The following is a 24,980-nucleotide window of genomic DNA, read 5'->3' as shown; positions in this document are numbered from 1 at the left end:
GCATTGTCGACATGCTGAGTTGTTTCACGAGTTCCGGGAGGCAGAGATATAAACGTAACGATGATCGTGCGGCGAAGCGCCACAAGATCAACGTTGCAACAGCGGATGCGACCGCCGATCGTCCCAGGACAAGATTGTGGGGCAAGGGGCGCCGAAGCGAAGTTCGGATCGGCGCTGATCGCTCCGACGGAAATTGATGGGCAAGAAGCGAAATGACTGAATCAACCTATCGCATTCAGGGCGCAACCGGCGAGTGGGAGGTCGTGATCGGCCTGGAAGTCCATGCGCAGGTGACGAGCCAGGCGAAGCTCTTTTCCGGCGCGGCCACGGCTTTCGGCGCGGAGCCGAACACGCAGGTGTCGCTGATCGACGCAGCCATGCCCGGCATGCTGCCCGTGCCGAACAGGGAGTGCATCCGCCAGGCGGTGCGCACCGGCATGGCCATCAAGGCGCAGATCAACAAATGGTCGCGCTTCGACCGCAAGAACTATTTCTACGCGGACTTGCCGCAGGGTTATCAGATCAGCCAGCTCTACCACCCGCTGGTGGGCGAGGGTGAGATCGAGATCAGCCTCGATGACAAGAATCCCGATGCTGTGACCAAGCGGATCGGCATTGAGCGCATCCATGTCGAGCAGGATGCGGGCAAGCTGATGCACGACCAGCATCCGACCCGTTCCTATGTCGATCTCAACCGCTCGGGCGTGGCGCTGATGGAGATCGTCAGCCGCCCGGATATGCGCTCGCCCGCTGAGGCCGGGGCCTATCTGTCCAAGCTGCGGACGATCTTGCGCTATGTCGGGTCGTGCGACGGCAATATGGATCAGGGCTCGATGCGCGCCGACGTCAACGTGTCGGTCCGCCGTCCGGGCGAGGAATTCGGTACCCGCACCGAGACGAAGAATGTGAACTCGGTCCGCTTCGTCATGGCTGTCGTCGAGCATGAGGCGAACCGTCAGGTCGACGTGCTGGAGGCCGGTGGCAAGGTCGTGCAGGAAACCCGGCTCTACGATCCGGACAGGAATGAAACGCGGTCCATGCGGTCGAAGGAAGACGCGCATGATTATCGCTATTTCCCGGACCCGGACCTGCTGCCGCTCGAACTGGACGATGCGTTTCTGGAGGAATGCCGCCAGTCGCTGCCGGAACTGCCCGACGCCAAGCGTCAGCGCTATGAGCAGAGTCTGGGCCTGTCCGCCTATAATGCCGCGACGCTGACGGCCGACGCTGACACTGCCCGCTGGTTCGAGGCGCTGCTGGCCGAGGGTGCGCGCATCCAGAAGAAGAGCGAAGGCGAAGTCGCCAAGGCTTCGGCCAACTGGCTGCTGTCAGAGCTTTATGGCGCGCTCAACCGCCTCGGCAAAACGCTGGAAGACAGCCCGGTCGGGCCGGAGGAGGGTGCGGAACTGCTGGCCCTCGTCGCGGACGGCACGATCAGCGGCACCATCGCCAAGCAGGTTTTCGAGATCATGCTCGAAACCGGAGAACGCGCGCCCAGGATCGTCGAGGAAAAGGGCCTGAAGCAGACCAGCGATACCGGCGCGATCGAGGCGGCGGTGGCTGACGTGCTTGCCAAGAATGGCGACAAGGTCGAGCAGTATAAGGCGGGCAAGGAAGCGCTGTTCGGCTTCTTCGTCGGCCAGACGATGAAGGCGATGCAGGGCAAGGCCAATCCGCAGGTCGTCAACGAACTGATCAAGAAGGCGCTGGCCTGATTGCTCCATTTCGGCGCGATGTCTGCCGGGCAGGCATCGCGTCCTCTGTACGCCGCTTATTTTCCCCGTTAAGTCCCTGAATGCAGCCAAAATGAGTCGGGGGGGACTCGGCTGCGAACAGGGGGGATCATGCGTTACGCATTCGGCTTTGCCGTCTTGTGCCTGCTGCTGGGTGGTCTGTCGCCTATGGCTATGGCGCAGGAAAAATCAGCAGTCCGGCAGGGCTTTGTTCTCGATGCCTATTCGACCAGAATTTTGCTGTTCCGGCCTAAGGTGACGGTCGGCAGCCAATCGACTGCGGGTATGTTCGAGCCCAATGCCGACTGGACGCAGCAGGCCCGCGATAATCTGGATATGGCGCTTGCCGAAGCGCAACAGAATCTGGGCAATGAAATCGTCGGTTCGGGCGATCTTTTCGGGCAGCAGGCCGAAAGCCTTGCCGAATATCAGTCGTTGTTCGGCATCGTCGCGCAATCGGTGATTGAATTTCAGTTCTTCCCCGGCAACCGCCTGCCGACCAAGAAGCGCAAGGGTGCGGCATTCGACTGGACGCTCGGCCCCGGTGTGTCCGCGCTCGCTGCCCGATCCGGCGCGCGCTATGGTCTTTTCATCTTCACCGAGGATCAGTTCGGTTCGACGGGGCGTAAGGTCCTTCAGGTTTTCGCGGCGATGGGTGGCGTCAGCGTCCAGTCAGGCCAGCATAAGGGCTTTGCCGGGCTGGTCGACCTGCGCACCGGCGATCTGCTGTGGCTGAATGCCGATTTGCAGATGGGCGGTGACGTGCGGACCATGGACGGCGCCCGCCGCCGCGTGGCCCAGTTGCTGGAGGATTTCCCCGGCAGCACCGCCAACCTTGCCTCCGCAGCGCAGTGAGGCGCCTCCTGCTGCGGGTCATCCCGCTTTTGGCGCTGGCGCTGCCGATCGCGGCGGCGGCCTCCGCTCCCGTCGGTCTACCGCCCTATGCGCAGGCCTATCAGCCGCAGGGGACCGATGAACGCGGCCTCTGGATGCTGGCGGATGAGGATGAGCGGACCTTAAGGGACTCGAAATTCCTCATCAACGATCCGGCGCTGCAGGCTTATGTCGGCGGGGTCCTGTGCCGGGCGGTGGGCGAGGACCGTTGCCGGGGCGTGCGCATCTATCTGGTGCGGGTCGCGTCCTTCAACGCCAATATGGCGCCCAATGGCACGATGCAGGTGTGGAGCGGCCTGCTGCTGCGGGTGCGGAGCGAGGCGGAACTGGCGGCGGTGCTGGGTCATGAGTTCGCGCATTTTGAACTGCGGCACAGCCTTGCGGGTTTTCGCCAGCGGCGGACTGCGACGGATATCGCGGTCTGGGCGGCATTTCTGGGGCAATATGGCCCGGCGATCCAGCAGGGCGCGATCGGATCGATCTTTCAGTTCAGCCGCGAGCAGGAAAAGCAGGCTGATCTCCTGTCGCTGAAATATGCGATGCAGTCGCCCTATTCGGCGCAGGCCGCCTCCCATATCTGGCAGCGGCTGATGGATGAGGCGGATGCAACGGCCCTGGGCCGCAAGCAGCGCAGCCAGCGCTATGATCGGGTCGCCTTCTTCTCGACCCATCCGACCAATCTGGAGCGGGCGTCCTATCTTTCCACCCTGTCCGCCGATGTCGCGGCAAAGCCGGAGGAAGAGGAACGCTATACGGTGGCGCTTGCCCGATGGTTGCCGGAATTTCTGTCCGATCAGCTCAAACTCAACGACTTTGGCGGGACGGAATATCTGCTTTCCTCGTTGGCGGGCGAGCATTGGACCGCGCCGCTGCTCTTTGCCCGCGCGGAACTCTATCGTCAGCGCGGCAATCCCCGCGATCTGGTGGCCGCAGCCGACTTCTACAGATCGGCCATCGGTGCCGATCCCGATCTGGCGGAAGCGTGGCGCGGCCTCGGCCTGTGCCTGATGCGCAACCGCCAGCAGGCGGAAGGGGCAGCGGCGCTTCAAAACTACATCCGGCTGCGCCCGCAGGCAGCCGATATTTCCATGCTGCATGCAATGATCGGCGAATAGGATATTCCCATGGCGATACGAATTTTTTCAACAGCCTTTGCAATTGGTGCGCTTTTGTCGGCCCAGCCGCTGATGGCGGGCAATGCCCTGATGCCGGCGGGAACGCCGGTTGCTGTCGCCCGATCGACGCTGACGGTCACGCCGGAGCAGGAATGGAACCGATTGTCGGCGCGACCGGGCCGCAACTCGGAAACCTGGACGCTGGATGGCGATGATCTGAACGGCGTCAATTTCTACAGCATCGAAAGCGGGCGCGCGCTGTTCCGCGAAGTCAGCAAGAAGACCAAGCCGCTGCCGCACTTTTCGTCGACCATGTTGCTGACCGACATTCCGGCGCTGCTGGAGAATAGCTATCGCATCGCGCTAGGCACCACGCTTTTCACCATGACTGAGGTCGAGCCGGTGCCGTTTCTTGGCACCAGGGGCGTCCGCTTTTCCTACAGTTTTCGCAAGCAGATGGAGGATGTGTCGCGCAATGGCGAGGCCGTGGGCGCGATCGTGGATGGCAGGCTCTATCTCATGAGCTTCGACGCGCCCGCTATTCTCTATTTCGACCGGGATATCGCCGCTTTCCGGCAGATGGTGTCCACCGCCCGGCTGGAAAGCGTTGCCCCGGTTGCGCGCCGCTGACTGCAAAAGCCGCAACGCAGAAATGAAAAGGGGCGCTGCCGGGGGAGGCAGCGCCCCTTCCTTATGCCATGACCCCGTGGGGACGGGTTATGTCATGGCAGACTGGCGGGCCAAGGGAGGGTCTGTAGGGTAAGGCCCGCCAATTCTTCCAATGACAGGACGTCACAGGATGAAGTTAACCGTCGCCCGCAAAGAGAGGGCGACGTGATTTTGTTGCTGCTCCGCGCCGAATTCGCCGCCCACGCGGAAGCTTTCCGTGCCGCCGATCACGCGTGCGCGCCCGGTCCAGCCGCTGGTGCGCTTGTCCGCGATCAGGGTGAAGTCCTCCCCGCCGGTGAAATGCGCTATGGTGTCGCCCAGTGAACCGCCGATGATCTGGCGCCGGCCGCCTTCCAGTTCGACCCGCATCCAGCCGTCCTCGCGCTTGAGGCTGCCGAAATCATAGCCCACTGTCACATTGCCGCTGGCCGTCAGTTCGTCGCTGGTGCGGCCGTCCACGATCAGGTTGAACGCATCGCCGCCGCCCGTTTCGCTATAGCCGTTTTCCTTCAGGCGATAATAATCGATGCTCGCCGCCGGACGCAGGGTGAAGCGGTCGAAGCGCATCTCATAGGATCCCCCCGCGGTGGCCGAATAGAGCTTGCCGGTCCAGTCGCCCTTGGCCGTGCGGACGACATCGCCGCTTGCGAAATGGCGGCTGCCGCTGAAGTCGATCTGCGCCGCCGACAGGCGGGCATAGGTCTGGAACGGACCCCAATCGCCGCGCCAGTGTGCCGCCAGTTCGAACTGCTCGGAATCCACGGCGTTGTCGGTGTCGCCCGTGGAATCGCTGCCGTGGATATAGGTGAACGATCCGCCAAAGGCGCCCATGCCCGTCAGATATTCCGCGCCGAAGCCCGCGCCCCAGCCGTTGATGTCATAGGAGGCGGTGTCGCCCACACTCTTCGAACTGCCGAAGGCGACCTGTTGCAACCAGAAGCCCAGATTGCCGTCGGGCGTGCGATAGATGCCGCCGGGGTCGGACAGGATGCGGGCGGCAGCGCGCGATCCTGCCGTCACGGCTTCGAAGGTGCCGCCTGCATGGTCGGGCAGCATCTGTTGCAGATCGGCCTTCAGCGTGTTGCCGTCGGTGATCGCGAGATAGGCCTTGGCCATCGCGCTGTCCTTGTCGAGCGCGTTGAAGATCGCGTCATAGGCGCGGGCCCTTGATCCGGTGAGGCCCAGTTCGGAAACTGTCTTCGCCTTGATGGACAAGGTCACTTCGCCGGTCGAAGCGTCACTGGCCACCGATCCTGTGAACATATAGGGGATCAGCGTGGTGCTGGAGAGGACGGGCGTGCCGCTCAACGATCCGGCGCGGACGATGACATAATCGCCTTCGGACCCGGCGACAGTGGTCAGCGATGCCTTCACCTGCGATCCGCTGGCGAAGGTCGCGGCGCCAGCGACATCATAGCGCGTGTTGGTGCCGTTCGCCGCGTCGATGGTGACGCCGATCACGGACGAGCCGCCCACGTTCAGCGAAGCCAGCGCCACCGTGCCGGTATTGGTGGCATTGAGCGTGCCGCCGTTCACGACGACGGCGGTGTTGGCCATATTGCTGATCGCACCGGTCAGCGCCGCGGTGTCTGACAGGGTGAGCGTGCTTGTGCCGCCGCCGAAATCGACGCCGCCCGTGATTTGCGAGGTGCCCGCCAGGCTGAGGCTGGAACCGTTGCCGCCGAGGATGACGTTGCCGGTCAGGGCGGAGGAGCCCGAAAGCGCCAGGCTGTTGCTGCCCGTACCCAGATTGACATTGCCGGTGATGGTGCCTGCGGAGACGGTGACGACATTATTGCCCGATCCCAGGCGGACGTCGCCGACGATCCTGGGCGCGGTGGAGGTTGAGGAGGCCAGCGCCTGCGTCAGTGTCACGCCGCTGCTATTGGCGCTCATGTCGATGGCGATGTTGGAGCCGTCCTTGCCGCCGGCGGCCGAGATTGTGCCTGTGTTGCTGAGGCTCGACACCGTGCCGGAGGAATCGAGAAGGGCGATCGCCGTCCCGTTCGTGGTGCTCGTCGCAGAGGCGGATATCGTGCCGCTGTTGACGATGCTGCCGCTGGTTGCGCCGGCGTCGATGACCAGCGCGCGTGCAGACGTCCCTGCCACGCTCGATCCCGTCGCGCCGACGGTGCCGCTGATCTGGATGGTATCGGCCGTGACGCCGCTGCCCAGATGCAGGGCTGTAGCATTGCTGTCATAGGATACCGCGCCGACCGATCCCGTGACCAACAGGCCCTTGGTCAGGGCGACGTTGCCGCCCAGCCCGCCGATCGCCAGCCCGTTGGCGTCCACGCCGTTGTAAATGCCATAGCCGGCCACGGTCCCCTTGACGATCAGGCCGTAACCGCTGGTTTCCGACGTGACGGCGCCAATGCTGATATTGTTGGTCGCCGATCCGATCTGCACGGCGGCCGCCGATCCGTAAGTGAGGATCGTGGAGGTGACGGCTGCGGTCGTGGTGGTGTTGCCGCTGCTGTCGGTGCTGGTCGTCGCCGGCACATAATCGAAGACGATGCCCCCTGCGACATTGCCGGCTATAGTCACGGCCGATCCGGCCTGCTGCAGATTGGCGGCGCTCAGCGTGCTGGTGTCGGTCGGACGCGAGGTGGTGCGATAGCCGGTGCTGGTGGTCGTGCCCAGAAACTGGACCGTGCCCCCGACATCGCCGAGCAGGGCGGCGCCGACGCTGCCCGCGCCGGTCACGGATGTGGTGCCGGTCAGCTTCACATCGCCGGTGACGCCATTGGCCAATATGCCATAGCCATTGTCGCCCAGCACGCTGATCGTGCCGCTGGACGAAAGATTGCCGGTCAGCGGCGCGTCGATGCGGATGCCCGCCGACTGGTTGCCCTTGATCGTGATGGTGCCGCTGTTGACGATATCGCCGCCATGAGCCGCGCCGGATGCGACCCATATGCCGTTGCGGTTCGACCCCTGCGCGAAGGCGCCGTCGAGGATGCCGTCGCTGTTGGTATCGGTCGCGGTGTAGCTTTCATCGATGGTGATGGTGCCGCTGTTGGTGATGGCGCCGGTCGTGCCGGATTGGGCAAGGATGCCGGTTGCGCCATTGGAGTCCGTGATCTTCAACGCGCCTGCATTGCTGACGACATTGTTGCTGTCCTGGGTGATCGCGGTTCCGCTGGTGAGCGTGATCGATCCGGCGGAACTGACCGTGACGTCATCGGCGGCGCCGCTGGCGGCGGTGGAGGTCTTGACGGCAGTGGTGGTGGAAGAACCGATGGTGGTTTCCGCCGCCGCATTGCCCATGGTCAGGGCGACCAGAACGGGGGCGATGGCCGTGCAGGCCAATAGATTGCGCATGATGTCTCCTCTGCGTGCCGCGCCTTTTTTGATGAGCGCGCATGAGCGGGAGACGGCGCTGAGCCGTGCGTTCCGTCAGATAAAAATAATGCGACGCAGGTTCAGAAGGCGAAATCCATCCCCAGCCGCACGGTGCGGGGACGCAGCGGCGTCACATAATCGCCGCGCAGGTCGAAGGGAGTGCCGAGCGAGAAGCGATTGCCGGTGCTGTCAAGCAGATTGGAAAGCGAGAGCGACCATTGCATCGGCCCTCGCGTCAGACTGGCGCTGAGCGCGGTGTCGACATAATTGCCCTGTTCCCGGCCCAATATCGGCCCGACGCCGAGACGCGACTTGCCGACATAGCGGGCCGATCCGTTGAGGTGGAACTGCATGGAGTCGCCCACCGGTGCGCGATAGTCGAAGCTGGCGCGTCCACCCCAATTGGCGACATTGGGCAGGGCCAGCGTCTGGCCTTCATAAGAAAGCATCCGCACGAATTGGGCGGGGCGGCTGAGGCGGCTGTCATTATAGATGAAGCTTCCGTCGAACGTCAGGCGCGGCGCGGGGTGGACGACGATACGGCCTTCCACCGTATAGATGCGCCCGTCCCCGATATTGGCGGTGGTCGGGATACCGATGCGGTCGGTGACGTCGGCCTGGATGTTCTTCCACCTTGTATAGGCGACATTGCCGGTCAGCGCGACGGTATCGATGCCGGGCACGCCCTTGCGGAAGCCGATTTCCGCCGTCGATGCGCGGTCGTTGCGGAAGCGCTGGATATGCTGGTCGTCGACGGCAAGCCCACCGGGACGGAAGCCCTGCTGGAAGCGCGCATAGAGCGTCATGCCGGGCAAGGCGTCGGTCAGCAGCGAGAAGGAGGGAAGGAAGATCGTCTCGTCCCGGTTCGCTTGCGCCTCCGCCTTGGCGATGGCGGCCGTGGACAGGAAAGCGATGGGATCGAGCGCTTGGCCGGTGAGGCGGCTGTTGGTGAGGCGTCCGCCCACCGTGGCGATCAGGCCACTGACGGGTTCGAAGGATGCTTCGCCGAACAGCGTCGCTTCCCGAATGCGGTTGCGAACGCCGGTCGAGGTCGCGGGCATCCCCCGGCCATAAACCGGAACGCCGGGAATGATCTGCTGCTGGATGGGCGGCGTGCCGAAGGAGGTCAGCGACCGTTCGATATTCGACGTGCTTTCCAGATAGGATGCGCCCAATATCCAGCCCAGGCCATTGTCCAGATCGCGGACGATGCGGTTTTCGGTGGAGAAGATGTCGACCTTGTTCCGTTGCCGGAACAGGGCCGGAGGGCCGCCGGGCTGGGTCGCGTCATAGCTTTCCCACAATATGTTGCGCACATAGCCGGTCGAGGACACGAAGCGCAGATCGTCCCACTGCCGCTCCACCCTGAGATTGGCGAGCGCATAGTCGGACGAATAGGGCTGCGCGACGGCGGAGGCGCGTTCCAGATCGCCGATCTTCTTTGCTGCATATTGCGCATCGTCGGCCTTGATCCGCTGATAGACGCCGGTGAGGTCGATGATCCAATCCTCGTCCGGCGCGAACCGCAGCGCCGCGCGGCCGCCGAAGGTGCGGGTGCGGTTGACGTCATCCTTGTGGCGCAGGACATCGTTGATATAGCCGCCATCCTGCACGCCATAGCCAACGACGCGCAGCGCGATCTTCTCCGAAACGATCGGCAGGTTGATCGTCGCGGCAAGGTCGCCACCCGGATCGCCATGCTGCGTCGCGCTCACCCCGGCGGAGATCTGGCCGCCTGTCTGACCGAGATTGGGCGCGTTGGGGATCATGCGCACGATGCCGCCCAGCGAACCCGCGCCGTAGAGCGTGCCCTGCGGCCCCTCCAGCACCTCCACGCCCTGCATGTCGTAGAGCTTCAGGTCTGGATCGGGCGCGGCATAGTTCAGGCGCATGTCGCCCAGATACTGGCCGGTCGTCGCCTGGGTCGGTCCGGCGACGCCGCTATCCGCGATGGCGCGGATGAACAGCTTGTTCCGTCCCGCGCCCGCATGGGTGGAACTGAGGCTCGTCACGCGCAGGATCAGGCTGGCGGTGCCGCCCGCCGCTTCGCCTGCGCTAAACGCATTGTCGCCCACCACATCGACCATGCCGGCATAGCGGGAGAGGGGCGTGCTGCGCTTAGAGGCGGTGACGATGATTTCCGCCGGTTCCGGTTCGGTCGCAGGTACGGGAGTGGTGGCAACGGCCGTTCGGGGCTGCTCACGCATGACCCGTTCGCGCACGATCCGGTACGTGTTGTCGTCGATCCTGCGGATGCTGGCGCCGCTGCCCCTGAGCAACCGCTTGAGCGCGGCTTCCACCGACATGCGGCCATGGATGGCGGGGGTCGCGATCCCGGCGAGCGACTGATCCGACATGCCGATGCTGGCGCCGGTCTGATGGCCGAGCGCTATCGCCGCCTCGCCCAGCCGTCCGGGGGCGATGCTGATCTCTTGTCTTTCCGCCGCTTGCACGGGCGAAGCGGCCGTTATGGCGAGGGCGGTGACGAAAAGGACGTCAGCGTGGCGGGCCATCCCCCTCCTTCAATAGCCATCCGTTCCCCTGCCTGACGGCGCTCAGCCCCATCAGCGGCGCGGCCTGGCCAAAGAAACGCGCCGGATCGCGGTCCAGACGGATCGTGCCGGTAAAGTGCATGGCGCCCGCGCCCGGCGTGGCGGTCAACTGCACCCCCAGCGAACGGGCAATATCGGCGCCGATCTGCGTCACCGGGGCGTTGGCGTAGGTCAGCCGTCCCTGACGCCAGCTTGCGACCGCATCGGGGGCGATATCCATGACCCGCAGGCCGCTTTCGTCCTCGCTGAGCGCGCGACCCGCGGGCAGGGCGATGGCCTCCGCATCGGGATTATAGATCACCTTGCCTTCCGACACGCCGATGCGCATGGCGCGGCCGCTATGGACGATGTTGAAGACGGTCCCGGCATCCTCGAACACGGCACTGCCCACGGTCACGCGGAAGGGATGGGCGGCGTCATGCCGGACGGTGAAGGCCGCCTCGCCGCTGTCCAAAGCCGCAAAGCGCGCATCATGCCGGTCGAAGCGCATGACCGTGCCGCCGTTCAGATCGACGCGGGTGCCATCGTCCAGCGCGATTGTGCGGGTTTCGCCGGGCCGGGTGGTGACGGTGTAGATGTCCGACCGGTTCAGCATGCCGACGGAAACCACACCGACCAGAGCCGCCGCGACGGCCCCGCCCGTGATCCAGCGCATCGGCCGCCAACCGCGCGTTCCCGGATCATTGGCGGGCACGGCGATGGTGACAGGTTCGGCCGGCACGATCCGGGCGAGGTCAGCATCCGCCGCCATCAGCGCGTCATAGGCCGCCGCATGGCCGGAATCCGCCTCCAGCCATTGCGTGAACGCCTCCCAATCGGCAAATTCAGGATCGCGCGTGCGGATGACCCATCCGAGCGCCTCCTCATTCATCATGGCTCCAGCCCTGTTCATTGCATGCCCCTTATAGGGCGAGACGCCGCCGTCGTCCTCATTCCGTATCCATTTTCTGTTTGAGGGCGATCATGGCGCGATAGGCCTTTTGCAGATCCTTCTCCACGGTGGTGAGGCTGACCCCCAGTTCCTCCGCGATCAGCCTTTGCCCGATGCCCTCGATGCGGAAGCGGCGGAACACCAGTTCGATGCGCGGTCCCAGCGATCGCAACACGGCGCGGGCCTCATCCAGTCTTTCGGTCAGGATCAGCCGTTCGTCTATCGCAATGTCCTCCGAAGGATCGGCCATAACGCCGCCAGCGCCTTCGGCCCAATCCTGTTCCCGCCGCTCGCGCCGGGTGGCGGAGCGATAGCGGTCCAGCATCAGATTGTTCGCCATGCGGTAAAGATAGGGCAACGGATCGGCGATTGGCCCCAGATCTTTCTCCTCCAGCTTCATCCACATGTCCTGCAACAGGTCTTCGGATTCATCTCCCGCACCACGAGCGCGCAGGAAGCGCAGCAAGGCGGGGCGATTATGCATGAAGATGGCGGAAAGGCCGGTAGCCATGAAGAACTTGCGTCCAGTGAGATCAGGCGGTTGCCATAAAGGGCCATGATGGGCGTTGCAACGGGCAAGCGTTTAGGGAGGCACGGCATTTACCTGCGACAGCGACTGTTCTAGCTGGGTTCGTCAGTACCGGCAGGAGGCATGATGCAGGCGATAGGGCAGGTGGACGCAGCGGCAGCGGGGGTAGCAGGCATGGATGCCGGCAAGCTGCGGGCGGTGGCCGACCATGTGCACGAAACTTACGTCGTGCCGGGCAAGCTGCCCCATATGCAATTGCTGGTATCGCGCGACGAGCAAGTGATCCTGTCCGTCCGCAGCGGCGTGGCGCGGGCGACGGGGGAGCCGCTTGGCGCCGATGCGCTGTACCGCACCGCCTCCATGACCAAGCCGGTGACTTCCCTTGCCTTCATGATGCTGGTCGAGCAGGGGTTGGTCGCGCTGGACGATCCGGTGACGAAGGTGCTGCCCGAATTTGCCGGTCTGGCCGTTGGCGCGGACGGCCGCGGGCGGATGCGGCGGCCGATGCGAATGATCGACCTGCTGCGGCATACATCGGGCCTGACCTATGGCTTGCAGCGGCAGACGCCCATCGATGCGCGTTACCGGGACCTTGGCCTCGACGAATTTCAGCAGAAGCGCAGTCCCGATGAGTTCATTGCCGCGCTCGCGTCCCTGCCGCTCGAATTTTCCCCCGGCGAGCGGTGGAATTATTCGGTGTCGACCGATGTGCTGGGCGTGGTGGTGGAGCGGCTGAGCGGTCTTGATCTGGAGCGCTTCTTTCGGGAACGGATTTTCGATCCGCTGGGTATGGTGGATAGTTTCTTCGAACTGCCGGAGGATCGCGTCGAGCGGATGACCGACGCCTGGCAGTTGGGACCGGACGGCACGCTGTCGCTCTACGAGCGGGGCGCGCGCAGCGGCTGGCGCAGGCCGCTGCGGTTGCGTTCAGGCGGCGGCGGGCTGGTGTCGGGCGTGGCGGATTATCATCGCTTTGCCCGGATGCTGCTGCGGGGCGGGGAGCTTGATGGTGTGCGTCTGCTGAAGCCGGAAACGGTGGCGGCGATGCATGCCAATCACCTGCCGAGGGGCAGGGACCTCGCAAGCCTGTCTTCCTCCATGTTCAGTGAAGCGGATTATGCCGGGGTCGGCTTCGGCCTCGGCTTTGCAACCGATCTCAAGACGCAGGAATATTATTGGGGTGGGGTCTTCTCCACCTTCTTCTTCATCGATCCGGTGGAGCGGTTGATCGGCATTTTCATGACCCAGCATTTCCCTTCCAGCACCTATCCGGTGCGGGGCGAGTTGCGGCGCGGCATTCGCGATGCAATCGTCGATCACCGGGGAAATGCCGGCTAAATTTGCTGCGCTGCAAAATTTGCTGTTGGCGAGGGGGAGGGGCCGTGCAATCATCCGCTCCGGACTCACGGCAAGGGGCACGCGCATGAACCTCAAAGGCCAAACCACCCTTCCCAGGCCCGCCCCGCGGCAGGTCGATCCGGAGGTCCTTGCCCATGAGATCGTCGAGCGGCTGACCTATCGCATTGGCAAGAATGCGGAGGCGGCGAAACCGCATGACTGGCTGCATGCCGTCATCCTGGCCATTCGCGACCGGGTGATCGATGCATGGATCAATTCCACCCAGAAAACCTATGAGGAAAAGGGGCGGCGGGTCTACTATCTGAGCCTTGAGTTCCTGATCGGGCGGTTGATGCGCGATGCCGCGTCCAATATGGAAATGCTGGACGACATGCAGGCGGCACTGAGTTCGCTGGGCGTCGATATCGACATCATCGCGGCGCTGGAACCGGATGCGGCGCTGGGCAATGGCGGTCTGGGGCGGCTGGCGGCCTGTTTCATGGAGTCCATGGCGACGGTCGACGTGCCCGCTTATGGCTATGGCATCCGCTATGTGAACGGCATGTTCCGGCAGGAGATTTCGGACGGCTGGCAGGTGGAACTGCCCGAAACCTGGCTGGCCCACGGCAATCCCTGGGAGTTCGAACGGCGCGAGGCCAGCTATGAAATCGGCTTTGGCGGCCGCGTCGATCCGTCGGAGCGCGAGGATGCCGGCCCGCACCAGATGCGCTGGAAAGCCGCCGAGCGGGTGATCGCGACCCCCTATGACACGCCCATTGCGGGCTGGCGCGGCAAGCGGGTCAACACCCTCCGCCTCTGGGAAGCGCAGCCGATCGACCCGATCCTGCTCGACCGCTTCAATGCGGGCGATCATCTGGGCGCGCTGACCGAGAGCAACCGGGCCGAGGCGCTGACGCGGGTGCTCTACCCCGCCGACAGTTCGCCCGCCGGGCAGGAATTGCGGTTGCGGCAGGAATATTTCTTCTCCTCCGCTTCACTGCAGGACATCGTCCGGCGGCACATCCAATATTTCGACGACATCCGTACCCTGCCGGACAAGGCGGCGATCCAGCTCAACGACACCCATCCCGCCGTTGCGGTGGCGGAGTTGATGCGGATATTGCTCGACCATCACGGCATCGATTTCGACGAGGCGTGGGACATTACCCGGCGCACGTTCAGCTACACCAATCACACCCTGCTGCCCGAGGCGCTGGAAAGCTGGCCGGTGCCGCTGTTCGAACGGCTGCTGCCCCGGCACATGCAGATCGTCTATGCGGTGAACAGCCGTCTGCTGGGCGAAGCGCGGCGGTCCGGCCAGTTCGACGACCGGGCCATCGGTGCGATCTCCCTGATCGATGAAGGCGGCGAACGGCGGGTACGGATGGGCAATCTGGCCTTTGCCGGGTCGCATAGCGTCAATGGCGTGTCGGCGCTGCATACGGAGTTGATGAAGGAGACGGTGTTCGCCGATTTCCACCGGCTCTACCCATCACGGATCAACAACAAGACCAATGGCGTCACCTTCCGCCGCTGGCTGATGCAGTGCAATCACGGATTGTTCGAGCTGATCCGCGAGGCGATTGGCGACCGCTTCATGGACGATCCCGAAGCGCTGCGCGATCTTGATCCCTTCGCGGACGACAGCGCCTTTCAGGAAAAATTCCTGGCGGTGAAGCGCGCCAACAAGGTCGCGCTGGCCGATCTGTTGCGGCAAAGGGTGAATGCGCGGATCGATCCGGCGGCGCTGTTCGACATCCAGATCAAGCGCATCCATGAATATAAGCGGCAGTTGCTGAACATCATCGAGGCGGTGTCGCTTTACGACCAGATACGCTCGCATCCCGAAAAGGACTGGGTGCCCCGCGTCAAGCTCTTCGGCGGCAAGGCGGCGCCCAGCTATCATAATGCCAAGCTGATCATCAAACTGGCGGGCGACGTGGCCCGCGCGGTCAATCATGATCCGGCGGCGCAGGGGCTGCTGAAGGTGCAGTTCGTGCCCAACTATAATGTCTCCCTCGCGGAGATGATGATCCCGGCGGCGGACCTGTCGGAGCAGATTTCCACGGCCGGCATGGAGGCATCGGGCACCGGCAACATGAAGTTCGCGGTCAATGGCGCGCTGACCATCGGCACGCTGGACGGCGCCAATGTCGAGATGCGCGACCATGTGGGGGAGGAGAATATCGTGATCTTCGGCCTCACCGCCGCGCAGGTGAACGAGCGGCGTGCGCAGGGTTATAACCCGCGTGAGGTCATCGCCCGCAGCCGCGAACTGGGGCAGGCGCTGGACGCGATCGCCAGCGGGGTTTTCTCGCCGGACGATCCGGGGCGCTACCGCGATCTGGTGCAGGGCATCTACGATCATGACTGGTTCATGGTGGCCGCCGATTTCGACAGCTATTCCTCCGCCCAGCGGCGGGTGGATGCTATGTGGCGCGATCAGCCATTATGGGCGAAGATGGCGATCCACAATGTCGCGCGCATGGGCTGGTTCTCGTCCGACCGCACGATCAGGGAATATGCGACGGATATCTGGAATCTGTCGGTTTGAGCGGAGGCCGGAACTAGGGTGGGGTTGACGCCGGAACAGATCGACCGGCTGCTGGAAGGGCGTGAGGACGATCCCTTTGCGACGCTTGGCGTCCACCCGGCGGGCGCTTCTGAGGGGAAAGGGGGCTTCACGGCCTGCGTCCTTCTGCCCGAAGCGGTGAGCGTCACCGCCCACCGGCTGGACGGAAAGCCGGTCGGTGCGCTGGTGCCGCTCGATCCGGGCGGTCTTTTCTTCGGCAAGGTGTCGATCCGCAAACGCCATCCGCTCCGCTATCGGGCCACCTATGCCGATGGCGGCGAATTTGCGCTGATCGATCCCTATAGTTTCGGCCCGGTGCTGGGTCCGATGGACGATCATTATTTCGCCGAAGGCTCGCACGCCCGACTGTTCGACAAGATGGGCGCGCATTGCATCAGCCATGAGGGGGTGGAGGGCACGCATTTCGCCGTCTGGGCGCCCAATGCGAAGCGCGTGTCGGTGGTGGGCGACTTCAACCGCTGGGATGGCCGCCGGGGACTGATGCGGCGGCGACAGGATGCGGGGGTGTGGGAAATCTTCCTGCCTGAAGTCGGCGCGGGAAGTCCCTATAAGTTCGAGATCATGGGGCCGGATGGCGAAATCCTGCCGCTGAAGGCCGACCCCTTCGCCTTTCAGTCGGAACTGCGGCCTGCCACCGCCTCTGTCGTGGCTGCCCCGCCGGATCATGTCTGGGGCGACGAACGCCACCGCGCTTATTGGGAAAGGGTCGATCCGCGCCGCGAACCCATCGCCATTTACGAAGTCCATGCCGGGTCATGGCAACGGGACGAGCAGGGCGAGTTTCTGAACTGGGACGCGCTGGCCAGCCGGCTGATCCCCTATGTGGTCGGTATGGGCTTCACCCATATCGAGTTCCTGCCGATCAGCGAATTTCCCTATGATCCAAGCTGGGGATACCAGACCACGGGCCTTTATGCGCCGACCGCCCGTTTTGGCGATCCGGCGGGCTTCGCGCGTTTCGTGGACGGGGCGCATCGGTCGGGGGTTGGCGTCATTCTGGACTGGGTGCCGGCGCATTTTCCGACCGACGCCCATGGCCTCTCCCGGTTCGATGGTACGGCGCTTTACGAACATGCGGACCCGCGCAAGGGTTTCCATCCCGACTGGAACACCGCCATCTACAATTTCGGCCGGCGGGAGGTGGCGCAATATCTGGTCAACAACGCGCTCTTCTGGGCCGAGCGCTATCATGTCGACGGGCTGCGCGTCGATGCCGTCGCCTCGATGCTCTACCTCGATTATTCGCGCAAGGAGGGCGAGTGGCTTCCCAACAAGCATGGCGGGCGGGAGAATGTGGAGGCGGTCGAGTTCCTCCAGCAGATGAACAAGGCGCTCTACGGCACCCATCGCGGCGTCATGACCATTGCCGAGGAATCGACCAGCTGGCCCAAAGTTTCGCATCCGGTCCATGAAGGGGGTCTGGGTTTCGGCTTCAAATGGAATATGGGCTTCATGCACGACACGCTGCGCTATCTGGCGCGCGATCCGGTGCATCGCGCCCATCATCATGACGACATCACATTCGGCCTGCTTTACGCCTTTACGGAGAATTTCGTGCTGGCGCTCAGCCATGACGAGGTGGTGCATGGCAAATCGTCGCTGCTGCACAAGATGGCGGGCGATGACTGGCAGAAATTCGCGACCCTGCGCGCTTACTACGCCATGATGTGGGGCTATCCGGGCAAGAAGCTGCTGTTCATGGGGCAGGAATTCGCCCAGCGCGAGGAATGGAGCGAGGAGCGGGCGCTGGACTGGCACCTGCTCGATCACAAGCCGCATCGGGGCGTGCAGCTGCTGATTGGCGATCTCAACCGTCTCTACCGCGCCCGCAAGGCGCTTCATGCCCGCGATTGCGAGATGGAGGGATTCGAATGGGTCCTTGTCGATGCGGCTGGGGATTCGATCTTCGCCTGGGTCCGGCGGGCGCCGGGCGTGGCGCCGATCGTCGTCATCAGCCATTTCACGCCCTTGCTGCGTCACAGCTATCGGATGCGTTTGCCGTCCGGCGGGCGCTGGCGTGAGATCATGAACAGCGATGCATCGGAATATGGTGGCAGCGGCGCGGGGAATATGGGCATCGTCACCGCTGATGAAGAAGGATGGACGCATGTCACCATTCCGCCCTTCGGCACATTGATGCTGGAACTGGACTATTAAGCTGAGTTGAAGGAGAGGAATGCCGATGCCACCGGGAAACCAGCCGATTGCGCGCGACGCCATGGCCTATGTGCTGGCGGGCGGGCGTGGCAGCCGGCTTGCGGAACTGACCGACCGGCGCGCCAAGCCCGCTGTGCATTTCGGCGGCAAGGCGCGGATCATCGACTTTGCCCTATCCAACGCGCTCAACAGCGGCATCCGGCGCATCGGCGTGGCGACCCAGTATAAGGCGCATTCGCTGATCCGGCATCTCCAGCGCGGCTGGAACTTCCTGCGGCCCGAACGCAATGAGAGCTTTGACATTCTCCCCGCCAGCCAGCGCGTGTCGGAAAGCCAGTGGTATGAGGGCACGGCCGACGCCGTGTTCCAGAATATCGACATCATCGAAGGCTATGCGCCCGAATATATGGTCATATTGGCGGGCGATCATGTCTATAAGATGGACTATGAGCTGATGCTCCAGCAGCATGTCGACAGTGGCGCGGACGTCACCGTCGGCTGCATGGAGGTGCCGCTGAAGGAGGCCACAGGCTTTGGCGTCATGCATGTGGATGAGCAGGACGTCATCACCGCCTTTGTCGAAAAGCCCAAGCATCCGCCGCATATTCCGGGCAATCCGGGCATGGCGCTGGCGTCGATGGGCATTTACGTATTCCGTACGGCCTTTCTGGTCGAAGAACTGCGCCGCGATGCCGATGACCGTGACAGCAAGCGCGATTTCGGCGGCGACATCATCCCCCATATCGTGAAGCATGGGAAAGCCGTCGCCCATCGCTTTTCCAACAGCTGCGTGCGCGCGGAGAGCGAGCCGGTGCCCTATTGGCGCGATGTCGGCACGATCGATGCCTATTGGCAGGCGAATATCGACCTGACCGATGTGGTGCCTTCGCTCGATCTGTATGACCGCAGCTGGCCGCTCTGGACCTATTCCGAAGTCACTCCGCCCGCGAAATTCGTGCATAATGAGGAGGGACGGCGCGGTTCCGCGACATCCTCTCTGGTGGCGGGCGGATGCATCGTGTCTGGGTCTTCGCTCCATCGCAGCCTGCTCTTTTCAGGGGTGCGGACACACAGCTTCTCGTCGGTCACGGAAAGCGTGATCATGCCGGATTGCGTGATCGGGCGCGGCGCGCGGCTGCACAAATGCGTGCTGGATTCAGGCGTCAACATCCCGCCCGGCCTGATCGTGGGCGAGCATCCCGACCATGATGCGCGGCGCTTCCGCCGCACTGACAATGGCGTGACACTGATCACCCAATATATGATCGAACGGCTGGTGGACTGATTTTGAACAAGACGGCTTCCATGCAGATTCTTTCGGTCGCGTCCGAAATCTATCCGCTCATCAAGACCGGCGGGCTGGCCGATGTGGCGGGCGCCTTGCCGGAGGCGCTGGCTGGTCATGACATTGCCGTGCGGACGCTGGTGCCCGGTTATCCGTCCCTACTCTCGCGGCTGGGCAAGGCGAAGGCGGTGCGGTGCTATGACGCGCTGTTCGGCGCGCCGGCTGCGGTCCTTGCGGCAAAGGTCGGGGGACTGGATCTGCTGGTCCTCGACGCGCCGGACTTTTTCGCGCGGGAAGGCGGGCCCTATGGCGATCTTGGCGGCCGGGACTGGGGCGACAATTGGAAGCGCTTCGCGGCACTGTCCCGCGTGGGTGCGGATATCGCCGCAGAAGGGGTGAAGGGCTGGCAGCCCGATCTGGTCCACGCCCATGACTGGCAGGGGGCGATGACCGCCGCCTATATGCGCTTCGGTCCGGCCCATGCCGTGCCCAAGGTGGTGACGATCCACAATCTTGCCTTTCAGGGGCGGTTCGGGGCCGATATTTTCGCGCATCTGGGCCTGCCGCCGGAAGCATGGGGCGTGGATGGCGTTGAATATTATGGCGGCACCGGCTTTCTGAAGGCAGGTTTGGTGTCCGCCGACGCCATCACCACCGTCAGCCCGACCTATGCCGATGAAATCCGTTCGCCGATCCATGGCATGGGACTGGACGGGCTGATCGACGGGCGTGCCGACCGGCTGCATGGCATATTGAACGGTGTCGACACGGCGATCTGGGACCCGGCGGCCGATCCGCTGCTGGCGCGGCGATACAGTGCGCGGGCGCTCAGCGGGCGCAGCGCGAACCGGCGGGCGCTGGAGGCGCGCTTCGGGCTGGATCGCGACGATGCGCCGCTCTTCATCATCGTCAGCCGTCTGACCTGGCAGAAGGGCATGGACATGGTGATGGATGCCGTCGACCATCTGGTCGGGCTGGGCGGCAAGCTGGCGGTGCTGGGGTCGGGCGATCATCCGCTGGAGGGCGCGTTTCTGGCGGCTGCGGACCGGCATCGCGGGCGCGTGGGCGCGCAGATCGGCTATGACGAGCCGCTGTCCCATTTGATGCAGGCGGGCGGTGACGCGATCCTGATCCCCTCGCGCTTCGAACCCTGCGGCCTGACGCAGCTTTACGGGCTGCGCTATGGCTGCGTGCCGGTGGTGGCGCGGGTCGGCGGGCTGGCCGATACGGTGATCGACGCCAATGAGGCGGCGGTGGCGGCCGGGGCGGCGACGGGCGTGGTCTTTGCGCCGTCCGATCCGCTGGCGCTGCATGGCGCGATTGCGCGGACCGTCCGGCTGCATGCGTCGAAGCCCGACTGGCAGGCGATGCAGAGAGCGGGGATGCGCGCTGATTTTTCCTGGACCCACAGTGCGGCGCGCTATGCCGAACTGTTCCGGGCGCTGGTGCAGGAGGCCGCATGAACGGGCCTGCGCTGGGACCGCAAATCCACGCGCAGGGAACCCGCTTTCATGTCCGTTCGCCCGATGCGGACCGGCTTTGGCTGTGCCTGTTCGATGCCGAAGAGCGGGAGACGCGCCTGCCGATGGTGCGGGACGGCGCGGGCATCTGGTCCATCGACGTGCCGGGCATCGGGGAGGGCACGCGCTACGGTATCAGGGCCGATGGAGGCTATGATCCCGGAGCGGGGTTGTGGTTCGATCCTGACAAACTGCTGCTCGATCCCTATGCGGCGGCGATCGACCGGGCGTTCGTCTATGATCCCGCTTTGGCTGCGCCGCGAGGAAAGGGCGCCGATACCGCCCCGCTGATGCCCAAGGGCGTGGTGACGGCGCCGCTTCCGCCAGTCTCTGTCGCGCCACCCAAATTTCGTCCCGGCGGGTTGATCTATGAAGTGCAGGCGCGCGGTTTCACCATGCTGCACCCGGACATTCCACAGACGCAGCGTGGAACGATCGCCGCGCTCGGCCATCCCGCCGTGATCGATCATCTGCGCCGGTTGCATGTATCGGCGGTGGAACTGATGCCGATCAATGCCTGGATCGATGAGCGGCATCTGGGACCGCTCGGACTGCGCAACGCATGGGGCTATAATCCGGTCAGCTATTTTGCGCTCGATCCCCGACTGGCGCCCGGCGGCATGGCGGAATTGCGCGCGGCGGTTCAGGCGCTGCATGAGGCGGGGATCGGCGTGATCCTCGACATGGTCTACAATCATGACGGGGAAAGCGACCGCCAAGGCCCGACATTGTCGCTGCGTGGCCTCGATGCGCGCAGCTATTTCCGGCATGAACCGGATGGCCGCCTGATCAATGATACCGGCACGGGGAACAGCATCGATTGCAATCATCCCGTGGCCCAGCGGCTCATTCTGGATTCGCTCCGCCATTTCGTGAGCGCGGCGGGGGTGGATGGTTTCCGCTTCGATCTGGCGCCGGCGCTGGGGCGTTTGGCCAGCGGCTTCGATGCGCGGGCGCCATTGCTGGAAGCGATGCGCGCCGATCCGCTGCTGTCCGACCGCATCATGATCGCGGAGCCATGGGATATAGGTCCCGGTGGCTATCAGCTGGGCCATTTCGGCGAAGGCTGGCTCGAATGGAACGACCGCTATCGCGACGATCTGCGGCGGTTCTGGCGGGGGGATCGCGGGACGCTGGGGGCCTTGGCGACGCGCCTCGCCGGCTCGTCGGACATATTCGGCGGCAGTCCCGCCACCCGCACGATCAATTTCCTCGCTGCCCATGACGGCTTTACGCTGGCGGACATCACCGCCTACGCCCACAGGCATAATGAGGTCAATGGCGAGCAGAACCGCGATGGTCATGGTGAGAATTTCAGTTGGAACAATGGCGTCGAAGGACCAAGCGCCGACCCGACGGTGCAGAGCGCGCGGCGGCGGGACATCAAGGCTTTGCTTGGCACTTTGTTCTGCTCGCGCGGCACGATCATGCTGACGGCGGGGGACGAGTTCGGCCGCTCGCAGCAGGGCAATAACAATGCCTATGCGCAGGACAATGCGATAGGCTGGATCGACTGGGCAGGACGCGACCGGGAGATTGAGGCGCACGCCTTTGCGCTCGCCAGACTCCGGGCATCGCAGCCGGACCTCAGCGATACGTGCTGGCTCGCCGCAGCGGATGTCGAATGGCTCGATGAGCAGGGCCAGCCCTTGACCGTCGCGCAATGGGAAGACCCTGATCGCCATTGCCTGATGATGCGCTTCCGCAAGTCAGGCTTCACCATCTTCATCAATGGCGACGACCAGCCCCGTAGCTTCGGCGCCGTTCAGGTCCCCGCCCGAACGGTCCTACCCGTCGCGGCTGAACAGGAAGGCGGTTGATTTCGCCAACCCGTTCGAGATCGTCGCCAGCGACCGCGCCGCGCCCGGCACCTGCCGCTTGCCTGCCCGATCCGTCACCTGCGCGACAGCTTCCGCCAACTGCGTCATGCCGTGCAGCCGCCCTTCGCCCAGCGCGCCGCCGCCGGTATTGACTGGCAGCCGCCCGCCCAGATCGCCATGTCCTTCGCGCAGGAAGGCCAGCCCCTCGCCATCCCGGCAAAAGCCCATGCCTTCCAGCCATGTCAGCACCAGCACGCTGAACCCGTCATAAAGCTGAGCGGCATCCACATCCGCCGGTGACAGGCCGGTCGCATCCCAGAGCCGCCGCGCGACATCCTTCGCGCCGTCCCACATATCCTCCAGGTTCATCGGCGTGCCTCCCGCACCCTGATAGGCCGAAGCGGCAAAGCCGGTGAGCAGCGCGGGCGGTTGGCGCAGGTGCCGCGTCCGCTCGGTCGAGGTCAGGATCAGCGCGCAGCAGCCATCCACCGGAATATCGCAATCGAGGATGGACATGGGATCGGCGATCATCCGCGCGCCCAGATAATCGCCCGCCGTGATCGTCTTGCCCCGCCAATAGGCATTGGGGTTCCGTTGCGCGTTGGCGCGGTTGTTGGCGACATAATGGGCAAAATCCGCCCGGTCATAGCCGTAAAGCTCGAAATAACGGCGCAGCACCACGGCTGCCCAGGCCGGTGGCATGGAGAAGCCATAGGGCGCCAGATATTGGTCCGTCCCCACCGCATGGGTCGACTCGAAATTCACATAGCGGCCATCGGGCACATGGAGCGCGCGATAGACCAGCACATGATCGCAAAGCCCGGCGATGATCGCCATCGCCCCATCGATCAGGCTCTGCGTCACCATGCCGTTGGTCGAGCCGATCCATTGCACGTCGGATGTCACGCCCAGCAGGCTCGCCAGATACCAGGGCGTCACGACGTCGATCCCTTCATCGACGCCCTTCTTTCCGCCGTAGCGCGGCATGGAGGGCGATGTCGCGATCCCGTCCAGATCGCTCCGCAGCAGCCCGGCGTCAGCCAGCGCCGCATCGCAGGCCTCCAGCGTCAATGCTGCCAAGGTCTGGTCCGACCGCCGTTCCAGTTTGCTGTAGCCGACTCCGGCGATGGCGACCTTGTCCCGATAATCCCACATGGCTCAGCGCTCCGTCGGGCCGAACTGCACCAGCGTGCAGTCGTCCGTCACATCCTCGAACAGCGCTTCGAGCGGCAGGCCGATACGCAGATCTTCAGGCGCGATGCCGATCAGGTTGCTGCTCATCAGCAGCCGCTCCTGCTCCTCCAGTTCCACCACCGCCAGGATCACCGGCAGCCGGTCGCGAAAGCCGGGGGAGGGCGGGTCGTGCAGCACGGTCCAGCTATGCAGCGTCGCGCGTCCCGAAACCGGCGTGAAGGCCAATCGGCCTCCGCCACAGGCGCGGCAGGCGATTTCGGGCGGATAAGCGAGGCGACCGCAACTTTCGCATTTCTGCATATGCAGTTCATGACGCCTTGCCGCCGCCCAAAAGGGTTCCGACAGCGGATCGGGCAGAGGCAGAGGACGCTGGGGAGAATCTGTTTCCGGCATCGAAAATTCACAATCCCTGAAAATGCGGCGAACGTTTTTCCCGCGCGGCGGCTATGCCTTCCTGATGGTCATGAGTCGTGGCCAGCAGCGGCTGCATGGTGAACTCCAGCTCCAGAAACTGATCCAGTGAAAGGGCCTGCGCGGCCTCGAACTGACGCTTGGCCATGCCGGTCGCCAAGGTTGGCCCCTGCGCCAGCGCGTCCGCCATTTCCATCGCCCGCGCCATCAGCCTGTCGATCTCGATCAGTTCCAGAAGCAGCCCCAATCGCAGCGCTTCCTGCGCATCGACCATGCGGGCGGAATAGACGATCTCCTTGGCGCGCATCGGCCCGAGGAGGCGGTTGAGCTGCCACACTGCCCCCGCATCGGGCACATAGCCGATCCGGCCGAAGCTCTGGCAGAAGCGCGCGTTCGGCGTGGCGATGGCGATGTCGCAGGCCAGCGCCAGGCTCCATCCCGCGCCGACGCAGGCGCCGTCGATCGCCGCGATCACGGGCTTGCGGATGCCGCCAATCGCCTTCACCATCCGGTGCAGCCAGCGCATTCGCCGCAGGAAAGCGGCCGTGCTCTGATGGCCCATGTCGCCGGTATCGGCCCCGGAGCAAAATTGTCCGTTAGCGCCAGTCAGGATGATGGCGCGAACCTCGTCATCCTCTCCCAACTCCTCGAAAGTGCGCCATATTTCCTCGCGCATCGCCATGGTGAAGGCATTGGCGCGGCCCGGCTGGTCGAGCGTGACGATGGCGGTTGAAGCCCGCTTTTCGACCCGGACAGTCATCGCCTTCCCCTGCGTTTCACGGCCCTGCTCCTAAAATATGATCTTTGGTGCAATATTAAATCTGCAAAGCTGGCCCTGTCAATTGAGGAGACGCGTTGACAACGGCATAATATTGCACGATGGTGCAATAAAAG

Annotated in this window: 17 protein-coding genes; 10 read left to right on the top strand and 7 right to left on the bottom strand. The window is 64.0% G+C overall.

Annotated features, from left to right (window positions below):
• Positions 1-212: 212 nt before the first annotated feature.
• The 4 genes from gatB to HUK73_RS06825 all read left to right on the top strand — a co-directional run bounded on the left by gatB (position 213) and on the right by HUK73_RS06825 (position 4,372).
• On the top strand, positions 213-1,715 hold the full coding sequence (gene gatB / locus HUK73_RS06840) for an Asp-tRNA(Asn)/Glu-tRNA(Gln) amidotransferase subunit GatB (RefSeq protein ID WP_176591222.1): 1,503 nt from the start codon (positions 213-215) through the stop codon (positions 1,713-1,715).
• A 129-nt stretch (positions 1,716-1,844) separates the two neighbouring features.
• Positions 1,845-2,588 carry a hypothetical protein gene (locus HUK73_RS06835; RefSeq protein ID WP_176591221.1) on the top strand — a complete coding sequence of 248 codons (744 nt, stop codon included), beginning with the start codon at positions 1,845-1,847 and terminating at the stop codon, positions 2,586-2,588.
• A complete protein-coding gene (locus HUK73_RS06830) occupies positions 2,585-3,742 on the top strand; it encodes a M48 family metalloprotease (protein WP_369805451.1) in 1,158 nt (385 codons plus the stop codon). Before HUK73_RS06835 ends, HUK73_RS06830 begins: the two co-directional genes overlap by 4 nt.
• Positions 3,743-3,751: 9 nt before the next feature.
• Positions 3,752-4,372 (top strand): hypothetical protein, encoded by a 621-nt coding sequence (locus tag HUK73_RS06825; RefSeq protein WP_176591220.1) that lies wholly within the window; start codon positions 3,752-3,754, stop codon positions 4,370-4,372.
• 162 nt (positions 4,373-4,534) lie between these two features.
• Here the strand turns inward: HUK73_RS06825 and HUK73_RS06820 are convergent, their stop codons facing one another.
• From HUK73_RS06820 to HUK73_RS06805, 4 genes are all read right to left on the bottom strand, one after another.
• On the bottom strand, positions 4,535-7,735 hold the full coding sequence (locus HUK73_RS06820; RefSeq protein ID WP_176591219.1) for an autotransporter domain-containing protein: 3,201 nt from the start codon (positions 7,733-7,735) through the stop codon (positions 4,535-4,537).
• Positions 7,736-7,836: 101 nt separating this feature from the next.
• The gene (locus tag HUK73_RS06815; protein WP_176591218.1) at positions 7,837-10,269 is read right to left on the bottom strand and encodes a TonB-dependent receptor; all 2,433 of its coding nucleotides are present in this window, start codon (positions 10,267-10,269) and stop codon (positions 7,837-7,839) included.
• Positions 10,253-11,182 (bottom strand): FecR domain-containing protein, encoded by a 930-nt coding sequence (locus HUK73_RS06810; protein WP_176592855.1) that lies wholly within the window; start codon positions 11,180-11,182, stop codon positions 10,253-10,255. The genes HUK73_RS06815 and HUK73_RS06810 overlap by 17 nt, the downstream gene beginning before the upstream one ends.
• Positions 11,183-11,237: 55 nt before the next feature.
• Complete coding sequence (locus HUK73_RS06805; RefSeq protein ID WP_176591217.1) at positions 11,238-11,750, bottom strand: RNA polymerase sigma factor; 513 nt, start codon at positions 11,748-11,750, stop codon at positions 11,238-11,240.
• Between the two features lie 144 nt (positions 11,751-11,894).
• On the opposite strand from HUK73_RS06805, the gene HUK73_RS06800 reads away from it, so the two are divergent.
• The 6 genes from HUK73_RS06800 (at position 11,895) to glgX (ending at position 22,481) form a co-directional block, all read left to right on the top strand.
• Positions 11,895-13,106, top strand: a complete 1,212-nt coding sequence (locus HUK73_RS06800) for a serine hydrolase (protein WP_176592854.1) — start codon at positions 11,895-11,897, stop codon at positions 13,104-13,106.
• Between the two features lie 85 nt (positions 13,107-13,191).
• Positions 13,192-15,660 carry a glycogen/starch/alpha-glucan phosphorylase gene (locus tag HUK73_RS06795; protein WP_176591216.1) on the top strand — a complete coding sequence of 823 codons (2,469 nt, stop codon included), beginning with the start codon at positions 13,192-13,194 and terminating at the stop codon, positions 15,658-15,660.
• A gap of 18 nt (positions 15,661-15,678) precedes the next feature.
• Positions 15,679-17,856, top strand: coding sequence for a 1,4-alpha-glucan branching protein GlgB (gene glgB, locus HUK73_RS06790; RefSeq protein WP_176591215.1), 2,178 nt, complete (start codon positions 15,679-15,681; stop codon positions 17,854-17,856).
• A gap of 25 nt (positions 17,857-17,881) precedes the next feature.
• Positions 17,882-19,141, top strand: coding sequence for a glucose-1-phosphate adenylyltransferase (glgC, locus tag HUK73_RS06785; protein ID WP_176591214.1), 1,260 nt, complete (start codon positions 17,882-17,884; stop codon positions 19,139-19,141).
• Positions 19,142-19,161: 20 nt separating this feature from the next.
• On the top strand, positions 19,162-20,604 hold the full coding sequence (gene glgA, locus HUK73_RS06780; RefSeq protein ID WP_176591213.1) for a glycogen synthase GlgA: 1,443 nt from the start codon (positions 19,162-19,164) through the stop codon (positions 20,602-20,604).
• A complete protein-coding gene (gene glgX, locus HUK73_RS06775; RefSeq protein ID WP_176591212.1) occupies positions 20,601-22,481 on the top strand; it encodes a glycogen debranching protein GlgX in 1,881 nt (626 codons plus the stop codon). Before glgA ends, glgX begins: the two co-directional genes overlap by 4 nt.
• Here the strand turns inward: glgX and HUK73_RS06770 are convergent.
• The 3 genes from HUK73_RS06770 to HUK73_RS06760 are packed head-to-tail and all read right to left on the bottom strand — an operon-like array spanning position 22,449 to position 24,846.
• Complete coding sequence (locus HUK73_RS06770; protein ID WP_176591211.1) at positions 22,449-23,636, bottom strand: hypothetical protein; 1,188 nt, start codon at positions 23,634-23,636, stop codon at positions 22,449-22,451. The genes glgX and HUK73_RS06770 overlap by 33 nt on opposite strands.
• A gap of 3 nt (positions 23,637-23,639) precedes the next feature.
• Entirely contained in the window at positions 23,640-24,068 is a 429-nt protein-coding gene (locus HUK73_RS06765) for a Zn-ribbon domain-containing OB-fold protein (protein ID WP_176591210.1), read from the bottom strand.
• A gap of 7 nt (positions 24,069-24,075) precedes the next feature.
• Positions 24,076-24,846, bottom strand: a complete 771-nt coding sequence (locus HUK73_RS06760) for an enoyl-CoA hydratase/isomerase family protein (RefSeq protein ID WP_176591209.1) — start codon at positions 24,844-24,846, stop codon at positions 24,076-24,078.
• Between the last annotated feature and the right edge of the window lie 134 nt (positions 24,847-24,980).

The sequence above is a fragment of the Sphingobium sp. EM0848 genome (genome assembly GCF_013375555.1).
Taxonomy (GTDB): Bacteria; Pseudomonadota; Alphaproteobacteria; order Sphingomonadales; family Sphingomonadaceae; genus Sphingobium.
Note: the sequence above shows the minus strand (reverse complement) of the source record. Positions and strands in the feature narration are given on the sequence as shown.